General features: G+C 54.6%; 12 protein-coding genes. 6 read left to right on the forward strand and 6 right to left on the reverse strand.

Annotated elements, in window-relative coordinates; genetic code table 11:
• Positions 1 to 4: 4 nt before the first annotated feature.
• The 5 genes from IB226_RS07735 to IB226_RS07755 all read right to left on the reverse strand — a co-directional run bounded on the left by IB226_RS07735 (position 5) and on the right by IB226_RS07755 (position 5272).
• A complete protein-coding gene (locus IB226_RS07735; RefSeq protein ID WP_101760931.1) occupies positions 5 to 547 on the reverse strand; it encodes a cell division protein ZapC in 543 nt (180 codons plus the stop codon).
• Between the two features lie 148 nt (positions 548 to 695).
• Positions 696 to 1706, reverse strand: coding sequence for a quinone-dependent dihydroorotate dehydrogenase (gene pyrD, locus IB226_RS07740; protein ID WP_192234385.1), 1011 nt, complete (start codon positions 1704 to 1706; stop codon positions 696 to 698).
• Between the two features lie 119 nt (positions 1707 to 1825).
• Positions 1826 to 2827 (reverse strand): glycosyltransferase, encoded by a 1002-nt coding sequence (locus IB226_RS07745; RefSeq protein ID WP_225608161.1) that lies wholly within the window; start codon positions 2825 to 2827, stop codon positions 1826 to 1828.
• 2 nt (positions 2828 to 2829) lie between these two features.
• Positions 2830 to 4347, reverse strand: a complete 1518-nt coding sequence (locus tag IB226_RS07750; protein ID WP_137385508.1) for a lipopolysaccharide biosynthesis protein — start codon at positions 4345 to 4347, stop codon at positions 2830 to 2832.
• A gap of 97 nt (positions 4348 to 4444) precedes the next feature.
• Positions 4445 to 5272 (reverse strand): hypothetical protein, encoded by an 828-nt coding sequence (locus IB226_RS07755; protein WP_192234389.1) that lies wholly within the window; start codon positions 5270 to 5272, stop codon positions 4445 to 4447.
• A gap of 755 nt (positions 5273 to 6027) precedes the next feature.
• On the opposite strand from IB226_RS07755, the gene ssuE reads away from it, so the two are divergent.
• Genes ssuE through ssuB form a run of 5 tightly spaced genes read left to right on the forward strand, consistent with a single transcriptional unit; the run spans position 6028 to position 10294 of the window.
• Complete coding sequence (gene ssuE / locus IB226_RS07760) at positions 6028 to 6579, forward strand: NADPH-dependent FMN reductase (protein ID WP_110865858.1); 552 nt, start codon at positions 6028 to 6030, stop codon at positions 6577 to 6579.
• 10 nt (positions 6580 to 6589) lie between these two features.
• Positions 6590 to 7558 carry a sulfonate ABC transporter substrate-binding protein gene (locus tag IB226_RS07765; protein WP_304622217.1) on the forward strand — a complete coding sequence of 323 codons (969 nt, stop codon included), beginning with the start codon at positions 6590 to 6592 and terminating at the stop codon, positions 7556 to 7558.
• 2 nt (positions 7559 to 7560) lie between these two features.
• Positions 7561 to 8706 (forward strand): FMNH2-dependent alkanesulfonate monooxygenase, encoded by a 1146-nt coding sequence (gene ssuD / locus IB226_RS07770; RefSeq protein WP_008102354.1) that lies wholly within the window; start codon positions 7561 to 7563, stop codon positions 8704 to 8706.
• Between the two features lie 11 nt (positions 8707 to 8717).
• Positions 8718 to 9506 carry an aliphatic sulfonate ABC transporter permease SsuC gene (ssuC, locus tag IB226_RS07775; RefSeq protein WP_192234541.1) on the forward strand — a complete coding sequence of 263 codons (789 nt, stop codon included), beginning with the start codon at positions 8718 to 8720 and terminating at the stop codon, positions 9504 to 9506.
• Positions 9503 to 10294 (forward strand): aliphatic sulfonates ABC transporter ATP-binding protein, encoded by a 792-nt coding sequence (gene ssuB / locus IB226_RS07780; protein ID WP_192234391.1) that lies wholly within the window; start codon positions 9503 to 9505, stop codon positions 10292 to 10294. The genes ssuC and ssuB overlap by 4 nt, the downstream gene beginning before the upstream one ends.
• A 79-nt stretch (positions 10295 to 10373) precedes the next feature.
• Here ssuB and pepN read toward each other — a convergent pair whose 3' ends face one another.
• Complete coding sequence (gene pepN, locus IB226_RS07785; protein WP_192234393.1) at positions 10374 to 12989, reverse strand: aminopeptidase N; 2616 nt, start codon at positions 12987 to 12989, stop codon at positions 10374 to 10376.
• 253 nt (positions 12990 to 13242) lie between these two features.
• On the opposite strand from pepN, the gene pncB reads away from it, so the two are divergent.
• On the forward strand, positions 13243 to 14448 hold the full coding sequence (gene pncB / locus IB226_RS07790; RefSeq protein WP_192234395.1) for a nicotinate phosphoribosyltransferase: 1206 nt from the start codon (positions 13243 to 13245) through the stop codon (positions 14446 to 14448).
• The last annotated feature ends 121 nt before the right edge of the window (positions 14449 to 14569 follow it).

Below are 14569 nucleotides of genomic sequence, written 5' to 3' on the forward strand. Positions count from 1 at the left end.
CCGATTACACCGCCCGCGCAAAGTGGGCGGTTTGTTCCTGCTGCTGCGGACGCAGACGATCGTTCATGATCTTAATCGCATCACCCAACTGCATACCTTTACCCGCCACGGTTAGCGCGTTTTGCGCTAATAAGCACAGCGCGGCATTTTCACCGCTTTCAACCACAAACAGTTGTGCCTGTTCGCCGCTATCAGCCAGCGTCACCGCCACCATATCGCCCGCAGCGGGCTGCCAGCTGTGCGCATGATTCGTGAAGTGCCAGCTTTTTGGCATCAGGGGTTTGAGAAAACGACTGGCCACCAGCGCGTTTAACACTAATTCCGCACGCTGATCGCCTTTTAATCCACTCTGACGGCAACGTTCTTCAAAGCTAAAATAGAGCGCGGCGTCATCAACGCAAAAACCGCTGACATTAAAGGCATCAGGCGTCAGCATTTTGCGCGAGAAGCGCGAGCGAAATAACATGCCGTCGGCTAAATCCAGCATCATGCGGTCATGATCAGCGTCGAAATACCAACGCCAGTTGTCATCAGGTTTGATTTTCATGATCTGCCCTGTGGTTTATCGCTGCGCTAAACGGCGCTTAATTAAAATAATAAATCTGAGAAAAAGCTGAAAAATGCATCAGCAGGACAAAATATAAACGAGCCGAAGGGATAAATAAACCCCTCGGCACAGTAAAGTGGGAAATGTCTTAGAGGTGGGTCACGATATCTTTAATTAAGCCTGGGCCTTTATAAATAAATCCAGAGTATATCTGCACTAATGTTGCACCCGCGGTAATTTTCTCACGCGCAGAAACCAGCGAATCAATACCACCGACGCCGATAATAGGTAAGCGGCCCTGCAGCTCTTGCGCCAGGCGGCGAATCACTTCGGTGCTGCGTGACTGCACCGGACGACCACTTAATCCGCCCATTTCTTCGGCATATTTAAGGCCGGTCACCAGCGAACGATCAAGCGTGGTATTGGTGGCAATCACACCATCAATATTGTGGCGCACCAAACTGTCGGCAACCTGGATCAATTCTTCTTCAGTCAGATCCGGCGCGATCTTTACCGCCACCGGCACATATTTAAGGTGCCTTTGTTGTAGTTCTTGCTGTTTTAATTTGATGGCAGAAAGAAGATCGTCCAGCGCTTCGCCATATTGCAGCGTGCGTAATCCTGGCGTGTTGGGTGACGAAATATTGATGGCGATATAACCGGCGTGGGCATATACCTTTTCCATGCAGATCAGATAATCGTCTTTGCCTTTCTCGACCGGCGTATCTTTATTTTTGCCAATATTGATGCCGAGAATGCCCTTAAAGCGCGACTTTTTAACGTTGGCAATCAGATGATCAACGCCGAGATTATTAAACCCCATGCGGTTAATAATCCCTTCGGCAGGCACTAAGCGGAACATACGCGGTTTATCATTTCCCGGTTGCGCCAGCGGCGTTACCGTTCCCACTTCGACAAAACCAAAGCCCATCGCGCCGAAGGCATCAATGCACTCGGCATTCTTATCGAGACCGGCCGCTAAGCCGAGCGCGTTCGGGAAGGTTAATCCCATGCAGGTTACCGGACGTGATGGCAGCGACTGGCGAATCAGCCCTTCCAGCGGGGTGCCGCTAATAAAACGCAGTTGTTGAAAGGTGAGTTCGTGCGCACGCTCAGGATCAAGCTTAAACAGCGCTGGCCGGACGATAGGATATAACATGCACTCTCCTCAATGACGGAAACCAGGGAAGTCGGGGTGCACGGGAAAATGTGCGCCAGAATGGTAAGGTGCGCTGGCGCAAAAGTAAATTGTTCTACTGCATCACAATTTGATCGTTATCAGCGTCGTGCAGAATAGCGGCCAAGCTGTTCGCGACACGCCTGCAAACCACTGTAAATCGTCGGGCAATACCACATCAGCTTCAGACGCGCGCTTTGCTGCAATACATTGCGCACCAGCTGATTCACCTGCGGTTGCCAATCCGTTGGGATCACCATGTGATTTTTGCGCATCTGCGCCAGGCAGCTGTGCATCACCGTTTGGTAATAGCTATCCAGCAACGCTGCATCCACCGGCAGATGCCGATCGCGCAGGAACTGTTCGCTGCTTTCACGCGCAATAAAGTAATTTTTCACATAGGAAAAATCGCGCGTGCTTTGCGACAGCGACGTCAGCATAAAGCGTTTGTAGTAGTAGCTTTGGCTGGTGCAATAAATGTTACGCGCCTGCAGATAGAGCGCAAACATGTAAGGCGCATCTTCATGGTTTTGAATCGGCAGAAACTGCAGCGCCAGTTGATCAATCAAGCGACGCGAAATGATGCTGCTCCACACGACGCGATGCGCCGACTGATGCTGCATCAGCGTACGTAAACTGGTGCTGCCGCCGGGCAGCAATCCACTGACATGACGCTGGTGAATGGTTTGATAGTGGCGCTGCGCGGCAGGCACATCAAAAAACATTTTCGCGCCAAAGCAGAACAGATCGATATCTTCATGGCGCGCCTGCACGCGACGGAAGTCGGCGAACAAATCGGTGGAGACAAAATCATCCGCATCCATGAAGTAAACAAAATCACCGGTTGCGACAGAGAGCCCTTTCATACGCGCGGCACTGACGCCGCCGCGCTCACCGCTCAGCAGGATCACCTGCGGATGCTGGGCCGCAAACGCCGTGAGCCAGGCTACGCTGCTGTCGCTGGAACCATCGTCGATAACAATGATCTGTTCCGGCGGCGATGACTGACGCAACAATGAACCCATCGCTTCTGGCAGCCAGGGCGCGCAATTCCAGTTCGGTATGATGACCGAAACCGTAGGGATACTGTGAGATGACATCATGCTCATCCTCTTTCCTCAACGTTAAACAACGGAATTCTGAGACGCTTCAACACCACACTATGCAGCAGACAACAGACGCCGAGATTGAATGCGCCAATCAGGCCAAGCCACAGCAGGTTGAGCCAGCGATTTTGGTTCCACTCGATCGGCAGCAAGGTGCTCAGCCAGGCGACAGCCGCAGAAACCGCCCAAATCAGCATCACGTCGCGGGTTAACCAGGTGAAATGAATGCCCGGCGCAAAGCGGCGATGCACCAGCCACGCCCAGCCCACCAGATAGAAGATGTTTTGGCCCAGCCACAGCCAACCGGTGCCCAGTGCGCCGTAGTGAATGGCACACCAGATGTTGAGCGGCACCAGCAGCACGGCAAAGCAGGTGAAGCCTTTCATGTGCAGCTTGAGGTTGCCGTTGATGTATTGCAGGTGATAGAGCAAACCGCAGATGGCCTGAATGCCGCTGCCTAATGCGTACAGGCTAAGGACAAATGACATCTCATCAACAATCTGACTTTTCTGCGTCCACGCCCACAGCAGCGGGCCGGCGTAACAGGCGATGGTGATACTGAGCGGCGCCATAAAGATCGCCACCGCCTGCGTAGTGTAGCGGTAAAGTTTCAAGGACTCCGCATCGCCCTCTTTGCGGGTTTTCATGCCGGTCATGCGTGGCACGATGGCCTGCATGATCGGGCTACTCAGCAGTAGAATGCCAGTTGCGGCAGTCGCCACCACGGTAAACGAACCGTATTCGCTCAGCGGCAGCGTCTTGGAGAGCACCAGTCGGTCAATTTGCGAAATAAAGGTCCACACCGCACTGGAAAATGCCGCGCTGAGCGCAAAACGAATAAAGGGTTTCAGCACCTCTTTCAGATCGCCGCGCTTCTCTTTGCGCGCCGCTTTGGGGATCAGCTGGCAGGATTTGTAGATACAGCAGGCCGCTTCGGCAATCGACACCAGCAACTGCCAGACAAAGAACGCCAATACCGCATTAGAGAAGAATTGAATCACCAGCACCGCGCCGAAGGTGCGCAAGGTGGTGATAATCAGGTTGACGCCGTTCAGCCACACCTGATGTTCGAAGCCCACAATCACGCTGCGATACGGACTGGTGCGCCAGCGTATCGCCGCAGTGATCACCATAATCGCCACGGCAATCACCACATCGCCCGCCGGAAGATGACGCGCATCCAGCCAGTGCGTGGCAATCCATGGCGTCGCCAACCAACCCAACACCACCAGCACAATCGTGGAGAACAAGAAGAATTTGGTCAGCGTGGCAAACAGCGCCGGGAACCAGACAAATTCCGCCTGATTAGCACGATAGCGCGCCGCTTCCCGCATCAAGGTGGTCGAAACACCGGCATCGAGTAATTGCAGCCAGGTTAATAAGATCGAAAAGAAGCCCACTAAACCGTAGGCTTCCATACCTAAGTGTTGAATATAAAGTGGTACAACCAAAATACCTGACAGCGTCAGATAGATTTGACCAACATAGTTGGCAATCGCGTTACGTTTTATAGACATAGGTGTTTTGGCATCTGGGGATTATCTCAGTGGCCTTAAGCGTGACATAAAAGTATTCACGCGCACACCGGAGTTATTCTTAAAATTAACGTTGGTGCTAAGCGCCCAGATTTTTTCTCATTTTCATCATGGCGAAATAGATGTCAGGTTGTTTCAACATGAGTTTTTCCATTGCACCTTTGGCCGGGAAGTTTTCCGCAAAGTAGGTTAATGCATGGCGGGTATTATCTGAGAATTTATCGGCACCACTCAACTCGTGCTGGACTAATTGTAATAAGCCGCTGCGTAAATAACTTTCCCGATAGCGGTTTCGCTCCGGAATATAGTGTGACAATCGTGTGAGTTTTTCATAATCGGTAATAAATTGCTGATAGGTTAAGCGCGGCGAGGCTTCTACCTGAGTGGTCAGCGACGCTTCACTGGCGTAATCGAGCACCCACGCCGTTTGTGTATGCAGTAATCCGGCCAGCATCACATCCTGAATACGCGTCAGCGGCCCACCCGCGCGGGCCAGTCCAGCACGCAAGATCACCACAAAGCCGCCCTGCTGCCACCAGCGCTGCGCATGCAGTTGCTGAAACAGCTGCAGAGAAGAGTGTAAACCGTTCGCCAGCTCGCGCTTCGCCAGTGAGACCACAAAACAGTTCAGCTCGGGACGCTGGTCACTGAGCTTTGCCACGTCCTGCAGCAGGTTGGCCGGCAAGGCGCTGCGTTCCGCGCTGAACAGCAGGAAATCATCTTGAGCCGGCGTGCTGTGCGGAAAGGTCGGCAGCAATGACGAGGTGAGATGCGATCCCGCAGCATCGGGTTGCAGCCAGTAACATACCAGCTCTTCTGCAGCGTTAGGTGAGGGTGAGATGCGATTGAAGGTGGCAGGCGCGACCCGCTGCTCAGTTAAATCCTGAGCAAATGAAGAACTACCCATATATATCTCCCTAAAAATAAATTGGTTTGCCGCAACGGCAGTTCACGCCACAAAACGCGGGCGTAAATAAATAAGTGAAATATCGTTATCGTGTTCTAGCGGAAATTAGCTCAACCGATTATAAACAGGCCTGGAATTGTAATTCCAACCACGATTAGCATTAACATGTAACTTACGAAATTAATTGTTCAGCGCAGCTGCATGAAGTGTGATGTTGATCGGCGAAAATTTGCATGACTTGTAACAAGCGGGTTGAATAGTGCGTATTTTATTAACCTTTATTCGCGTTTAGACATAAATTTCGTGAAATAAAAACCACGGTAAATTAGGAAATAAACAACTGTTGCTCAGTTTTATCCGATTCATGAGGGAGTGAATAGTGGAGAATTGTTTATCTTTTTCCATAACTTTCAATATCAAGCACTGCATGCAATCGGTAACTGCGCGGTCTGTATAAATATATTTCTCTGGTTACTACTCTGTTTTACCCATGCATCACGCCCTTTAATCATTAACGTCATTCACTGAGGCCGCAGGATTTATATAACTGCACCCTCGCAGCCTCGCTTTTCAGATTATACCTAAGCGCCTGAAACCTGCGTTTTCATCCCCTCTTTATATGCTACTGGCTATCCCATTTTGCGACTTAGGATTACCAGATAAATCATTTAAGCCTCGCTGCCTGCTCTGACAGTATTGAACACATCAGTTCTGAATATCAGATAATCAATAACTTTAAGTTATAAGGAGTGACCATGCGGGTTATTACGCTGGCGGGCAGCCCTCGCTTCCCTTCACGCTCTACTGCGCTGCTGAGCCTGTGCCAGCACGCGCTGGAAGCGCGCGGTGTCGAAGTGATTCCATGGAATATTCACAACTTCCAGCCTGAAGATTTGCTCTATGCACGCTTCGATTCTCCCGCATTGGCCGCGTTGAAAGCCGATTTGGCGCTGGCGGATGGCGTAATTGTCGCCACGCCTATTTATAAGGCTTCGTTTTCCGGCGCACTGAAAACCCTGCTCGATCTGCTGCCCGAGCGCGCGCTGGAACACAAAGTGGTGTTGCCACTGGCCAGCGGCGGCAGCGCTTCACATCTGCTGGCGGTGGATTACGCGCTGAAGCCGGTACTCAACGCACTGAAGGCACAGGAAGTGTTGCACGGCGTGTTCGCCACTGACGGCCAGATTACCGATTACGACCGCCAGCCGCTGCTCGATCCGCTGCTGTCGCAACGCATTGATGAAGCGCTGGATACCTTCTGGCACGCGCTGCATCGTCGCCACCCACCTTACGCACAAGCGGTATAAAGGAAGAGAGATGAAAAGGATATTGACGGGTTTACTCATGCCAGCCGTCGCGGCGCTGCTCACCTTGAGCGTGAGCGCGCAGGCCGCCGACGCACCAGAACAGTTGCGTATCGGTTACCAGAAAGGTTCGGTGAGCATGGTATTGGCGAAAACCCACAAGCTGCTGGAGCAGCGCTTCCCGCGCACCAACATAAAGTGGGTGGAATTCCCGGCGGGCCCGCAGATGCTCGAGGCGCTTAACGTCGATAGCATCGATTTGGGCAGCACCGGCGACATCCCGCCGCTGTTTGCTCAGGCCGCAGGTGCCGATCTGCTGTATGTCGGCTCGGAGCCACCCAAGCCGCAAGCCGAAGTGATTTTAGTGCCGAAAGACAGCCCAATTCACAGCGTGGCCGAACTGAAAGGGCATAAAGTGGCGTTCCAGAAAGGCTCCAGCTCGCACAACCTGCTGCTGCGTGCGCTGGAACAGGCCGGACTGAGCTTTAAAGACATTCAGCCAACCTATCTGACGCCTGCCGATGCGCGCGCCGCGTTCCAGCAAGGTGACGTTGATGCCTGGGCGATTTGGGATCCTTACTACTCTGCCGCGCTGCTGCAAGGCAACGTGCGCGTGCTGGCCGACGGCAGCAAACTCAATCAAACCGGCTCCTTCTATTTAGCCACGCGCAAATACACCGAGGCGAACGGCGCCTTTGTGCAGCAGGTCCTGAATACCTTCAGCGAAGCCGATGCGTTAACGCGCAGCCAGCGCGACCAGAGTATCGATCTGCTGGCGAATGCGATGGGCTTACCGAAACCGGTGATTGCCAGCTATCTCGACCATCGTCCACCGACCACCATTACGCCGGTCAGCGCCCATACCGCGCAGGCCCAACAGCAAACGGCCGATCTGTTTTATGCCAATCATCTGATGCCGGTAAAAGTGAATATTGCTGACCGCATCTGGCATCCACAATCCGCCCAGCCTAAAGGAAATTAATCATGAGCGTATCCGTATTTTGGTTTCTCCCGACGCACGGCGATGGCCACTATCTTGGCACCGCGGAAGGTTCGCGCCCGGTTGATCATGGTTATCTGCAACAGATTGCGCAGGCAGCGGATCGCCTTGGCTTCGGCGGCGTGCTGATCCCTACCGGCCGCTCCTGTGAAGATGCCTGGCTGGTGGCGGCGTCATTGATTCCGGTTACGCAGCGTCTGCGTTTCCTCGTCGCACTGCGTCCGGGCGTGATTTCACCGACGCAGGCGGCGCGTCAGGCCGCCACGCTGGATCGTCTGTCGAATGGTCGCGCGCTGTTTAATCTGGTCACCGGCGGCGATCCGGAAGAGTTAGCCGGCGATGGCGTGTTCCTCGATCACCGTGAACGCTATGAAGAGTCCGCTGAGTTTACCCGCGTCTGGCGGCGGGTAAGCGAAGGCGAAACCGTCGATTACGAAGGCAAGCATGTGAAGGTGCGCGGTGCGCGTCTGATGTTTAAAGCGGTGCAGGAACCGCGTCCGCCGCTGTGGTTTGGCGGATCATCAGATGCCGCACAGGATCTGGCCGCTGAACAGGTCGATGTCTATCTCACCTGGGGCGAACCGCCGGCGTTAGTTAAAGAGAAGATTGAGCAAGTGCGCGCCAAAGCGGCGGCACAAGGCCGCACCGTGCGCTTCGGGATTCGTCTGCACGTGATTGTGCGCGAAACCAATGAAGAAGCGTGGCAAGCGGCGGATCGCCTGATTGCCCATCTCGACGATGCCACCATTGCCAAAGCGCAGGCCGCGTTTGCGCGCACCGATTCGGTAGGCCAGCAGCGCATGGCCGCACTGCACGGTGGACGTCGCGACAAGCTGGAGATCAGCCCGAATCTGTGGGCCGGTGTCGGCCTGGTGCGCGGCGGCGCAGGTACCGCGTTAGTGGGCGATGGCCCAACCGTGGCGGCGCGCATGCAGGAGTATCAGGATCTCGGCATCGAGACCTTTATTCTCTCCGGCTATCCGCATCTGGAAGAGGCTTATCGCGTAGGTGAGTTGCTGTTCCCGCACCTCGATTTGGCGATTCCGGAAGTGCCGAAGCCGCGCGTGGTGCAAGCGCACGGTGAAGCGGTGGCCAACGATTTCACACCGCAAAAAGTGTCGCAGAGCTAAAGGAGCAGATGATGGCGAACGTTAAAAAACAGCTAACGAATGCTGTACTGCCCTGGGTTTTACCGGTGGTGCTGATTGCGCTGTGGCAACTGGCATCGCAAGTGGGTTGGCTGTCGACGCGCATTTTGCCGTCGCCGGAAAACATCCTCATCACCTTCTGGAAGCTGACGGTGAGCGGAGAACTATGGCAAAACCTGGCGATCAGCAGCTGGCGTGCTGCCATCGGTTTCTCTATTGGTGGCTCGATTGGTTTGATTCTGGGTTTGATTACCGGCACCTCGCGCGTCGGCGAACGCTTGCTGGATACCTCGGTGCAGATGCTGCGTAACGTGCCGCATCTGGCGCTGATTCCGCTGGTGATTTTATGGTTCGGCATCGACGAATCCGCCAAGATTTTCCTCGTGGCGCTGGGCACGCTGTTCCCGATTTACCTGAATACTTATCACGGCATTCGTAATATTGATCGGGGTTTAGTCGAGATGGCGCGCAGCTACGGCTTGTCTGGCTGGAGCCTGTTCATTCAGGTGATTCTGCCGGGTGCGCTGCCTTCAATTATGGTTGGCGTACGTTTTGCCCTTGGCCTAATGTGGCTGACGCTGATTGTCGCCGAAACCATTTCCGCTAACTCTGGCATTGGTTATCTGGCGATGAATGCCCGTGAATTCCTGCAAACCGACGTGGTGGTGGTGGCCATCATTCTCTATGCCCTGCTCGGCAAACTCGCCGACGTCGCGGCACAACTGCTGGAGCGCGTCTGGCTGCGCTGGCATCCGGCTTACCAAGTGAAGGAGAACGCATGAGCAACGCAACCCTAAATCCGGCGCGCTTAAATCGCGGTACACCGGTTGGCGTGAATGGCGTCAGCAAGCAATATGGCGATCGTACCATCCTGAATAATATCGACCTGCACATCCCCTCCGGGCAGTTCGTCGCCGTGGTCGGCCGTAGCGGCTGCGGGAAAAGTACCTTGCTGCGTCTGCTGGCGGGTCTGGAATCCACCACGCGCGGGGCGTTGCTGGCGGGCAATGCGCCGTTATCTGAGGCACGCGAAGATACGCGTTTGATGTTCCAGGATTCACGCTTACTGCCGTGGAAAAAGGTGATTGATAACGTTGGGCTGGGACTGAAAGGCCGCGAATGGCGCACCGCCGCGCTGGAAGCACTCGAAGCGGTGGGATTGGCGGATCGCGCCAACGAGTGGCCTGCCGCGTTGTCTGGCGGGCAGAAACAGCGCGTGGCGCTGGCGCGTGCGCTGATTCACCGCCCAGGTTTGCTGCTGCTCGATGAGCCGCTCGGGGCGCTGGATGCGTTGACGCGTATCGAAATGCAGGGATTGATTGAGTCGCTGTGGCAGCAGCATAACTTCACCGTGCTGCTGGTGACGCACGATGTCAGCGAAGCGGTGGCTATTGCCGATCGCGTATTGTTGATTGAGGAAGGCCAGATTGGCCTGGATTTGATCGTCGACTTACCGCGCCCACGCCGTCGCGGATCGGCACGTCTGGCAGAGCTGGAAGCGGAAGTGCTGGATCGGGTGATGAAGCGCGGCTCGTCAGAACAGCCGTTGAAGTTTGCGCAGCAGAGTTAATTAAAGACGCGCGATAAATCGCGCCGCTACGAATGCATACATTTATTCGTAGCGGCGCAATTTATTACGCATGGTTTTCTTACGCGTTTAACGCCTTGGTGATTTTCTCGTACAAATCGCCCGACAGCTTATCCAGCCCTTTCAACGTTTCCAGCGCTTTACGCATCAGCGCCTGACGATCGGCATCGTAGCGTTTCAGGCGAATCAGCGGCTCGATCATGCGTGCAGCCACTTGCGGGTTGCGCGTGTTGAGATCGGTCAACATCTCCACCAGGAACTGATAACCGCTGCCATCTTTAGCGTGGAACGCCGCGGGATTACCAGACGCGAACGCACCAATCAGTGAACGGATGCGGTTCGGGTTGCCCATGGTGAACGAACGGTGATTCAGCAGCTCACGCACGTTGCTCAGCACGTCCGCCGCTGGACTGGTGGCTTGCAGCACAAACCATTTATCCATCACCAGACCATCCTGATGCCAGCGCTCATCGTAGGCCGCCAGCAGCGTATCGCGGCACGGCAGGTTCGCCGCCACCGCTGCAGACAGCGCCGCTAACGCATCGGTCATGTTGTTTGCCTGCTGATATTGCGCCTGCACCAGCTTGTCCGCCTGTGCCGCATCGGCGAAGGCCAGGTAACCGAGGCAGACATTTTTCAGCGTGCGCTTGCCAATCTCCGCGTGCTCAATTTTGTATTCGCTGCTTTGGTTGGCCAGATAGAGCGCAAAGAATTCGTCACTCAGCTCTTTAGCCAGCGTACGCACCAGCGCATCGCGTACCGCTGAGATCGCCAGCGGATCGATGACATCAAACAGTTCGGCGATTTCATTCTCAGACGGCAGCGAGAGAATCAACGCTTTCAGCGCCGGATCGCCCTGCTCATCCAGCAACACAGCGCGGAACGCATCAGCCACATGCAGCGGCAGCGATAGCGGCTGGCCCTGCTGATGACGTGCGACGTTGAGGCGAATGTAGGTTGCCAGCAGGCTTTGCGCCGCATCCCAGCGCGCGAAGTCGTTACGCGCGTGGCGCATCAGGAAGGTGAGTTGCGCATCGCTCCATTTGTAGTCGAGCTTCACGGGCGCAGAGAATTCACGCAGCAGCGATGGCACCGGCTGGAAGTAAACGTTATCGAAAATAAAGGTCTGAAACTCTTCGGTGACGTTCAGCACGTGATGCACCGGATGACCGTTATGCTGCAGCGGGATCACCTTGCCTTCGTTATCGTACAGTTCGATATCCAGCGGAATGTGCAGCGGCAGCTTCTCTTTCTGCTCGGCGGTGGCCAGCGTGCGCTGGGTGACATGCAGCGTGTACTGTTCCAGCTCTGGATTGTAGTCATCGCGCACCGTCAGGATTGGCGTGCCCGCCTGGCTGTACCAGCGGCGGAACTGCGACAGATCGACGTTCGAGGCATCTTCCATCGCCTGCACGAAATCATCGCAGGTGGCGGCGCTGCCATCGTGACGCTCGAAATAGAGTTGCATGCCTTTCTGGAAATTCTCTTCGCCCAGCAAGGTGTGCATCATGCGGATCACTTCTGACCCTTTCTCATACACCGTTAAGGTGTAGAAGTTGTTCATTTCGATCACCTGATCCGGACGGATCGGGTGCGCCATTGGGCTGGCGTCTTCCGCGAACTGCGCACCGCGCATCACACGTACGTTATCGATACGGTTCACCGCGCGCGAACCGAGATCGGAGCTGAACTCCTGATCGCGGAATACTGTCAGCCCCTCTTTCAGGCTGAGCTGGAACCAGTCGCGGCAGGTCACGCGGTTGCCGGTCCAGTTGTGGAAATATTCGTGACCGATCACCGCTTCAATGCCGAGGTAATCTTTGTCAGTGGCAGTTTCGGCTTTCGCCAGCACATATTTGGAGTTGAAGACGTTAAGGCCTTTGTTCTCCATCGCCCCCATATTGAAGAAATCCACCGCGACGATCATAAAGATGTCGAGGTCGTACTCAAGGTTAAAGCGCTCTTCATCCCACTTCATGCTGGCTTTCAGCGAGGTCATCGCCCAATCAGCACGATCAAGGTTGCCGCGATCGACGAAGATCTCCAGCGCCACATCGCGGCCTGAACGCGTAGTAAAACTATCACGTAATACGTCGAAATCACCCGCCACCAGCGCAAACAGGTAGCACGGTTTCGGGAACGGATCTTGCCACTTCACCCAATGGCGGCCATCTTCATGGCGACCGCTCTCCAGCTTGTTACCGTTGGAGAGTAAATAAGGATAACGCGCGGCATCGGCAATAATGGTGGTGGTGAAGCGCGCCAGCACGTCTGGGCGATCGAGATACCACGTAATATGGCGGAAACCTTCGGCTTCACATTGGGTACAGAGCGCATCGCCGGATTGGTATAACCCTTCCAGCGCGGTGTTTTTATCCGGATGAATGTCATTAATGATGGTCAGAGTGAAGTTGTCCGGCAACTGGTTGATGAACAACGCGCCCTCTTCTTCGCGGTAATGCGGCCACGGATTGCCATCCACCGCCAGCGATACCAGCGTGAGGTCTTCACCATCCAGACGCAGTTCTGCATCGGTAGCGCCCAAACGCTTCACCTGACTGACCGCTGTAACACGCGTCGAAGCCGCATCCAGATCAAAAGTCAGGTCGATATCGGTAATGGTGTAGTCCGGCGCACGGTAATCGTGGCGATATTTAATTTGCGGCTGTTGCGTCATGAGTCCTTCTCGCATCGTTAAATCGTTAATATGTTGACCCGTCAAAGTCTAAGCGGGTTGTGCCTCTGTTGCCACGGTCAATGCGTGCGTTCGTTGAAAAGGCTACAATTCATTAACAATGGCACAAATGACCCTCGACCTGCCACCCGCAATTATGGTGTGATCGCGGTCATTACTGTTTTATACTCCTGCGTCTTTATGACTTTGTTGAACACCGGGCTCTGCTCCGCGGAAGAGGATGCTGAAACGCACCATGACTGGACATGCTTCCCCGATTTTGACCACGCTGCTTGATACCGATGCGTATAAGCTTCACATGCAGCAGGCCGTCTATCATCGCTATTATGATGTCCCGGTTACGGCGGAATTTCGCTGCCGTGGCGACGAACTGCTCGGTATTTATGCGGACGAGATCCGCGCACAAATTGAAACCCTGCAAACGCTCGCCCTGAGCGACGATGAGTATCACTACCTCAGCGGGCTGCCTTTCTTCCAACGCGATTACCTTGACTGGCTACGCCAGTTCCGCCTCGATCCCTCACAAGTCAACGTACGTAACAACAACGGCCATCTGACCATTCAGATCAGCGGGCCGTGGCGTGAAGTGATTTTGTGGGAAGTGCCGTTGCTGGCGCTGATCAGTGAAGTGGTGCATCGCCATCGCACGCCGCAGATGGGTGTGGATCAGGCGGTTGCGCACTTGCAGCATAAGCTTACGAATTTCCGTCAGCAGGTCGGCGATTGGGATATGTCGCGCTTCCAGCTAATGGATTTCGGCACGCGGCGCCGCTACTCCAAAGCGGTACAGGAAGCAATTGTCGCTACGCTTAAAGCGGAGTTTCCGTGGCTGGTGGGCACCAGCAACTACGATTTGGCGCGTCGCCTGCAGCTTAATCCGGTGGGTACACAAGCGCATGAATGGTTCCAGGCGCACCAGCAAATCAGCCCGGTATTGGCGAACAGCCAACGTGCGGCGCTGCAATCCTGGCTGGATGAGTATAACGATCAGTTAGGTATTGCTTTAACCGACTGCATTACCATGGATGCTTTCCTGCGTGATTTTGGCCCGGGCTTTGCGCATCGTTATCAAGGCCTGCGCCATGACTCCGGCGATCCGCTGGAATGGGGTGAAAAAGCCATTGCGCACTATCAGCGGCTGGATATCGATCCCAAAAGCAAAACGCTGGTGTTCTCGGATAACCTCAATCTGGACAAAGCGCTGGCGCTCTATCGTCACTTCGGCCAACGTGCCAACGTGGTGTTCGGTATCGGAACACGCTTGTCCTGCGATATTCCGGGCGTTACGCCGCTGAATATCGTGATCAAACTGGTGAGCTGCAATGGCAAACCGGTGGCAAAACTCTCCGACAGCCCCGGCAAAACCATTTGCCAGGATAAAGCCTTCGTGCGCGCCTTGCGCAAAGCCTTCGATCTGCCGCTGGTCAAAAGAGCCAGCTGATTCTTATATCAGGGCGCTTGCGCCCTGCTCTCACGCAACAAATCTCCTGTTTACCCGGCAATTTTGCTTGTTTCCTGTGGGCTCGCAAGTAACATAGCAAAACCCTGAAAAAGGGCTTTTA

This window comes from Pantoea sp. PNT03 (assembly GCF_014852515.1).
Classification (GTDB): Bacteria; Pseudomonadota; Gammaproteobacteria; order Enterobacterales; family Enterobacteriaceae; genus Pantoea; species Pantoea leporis.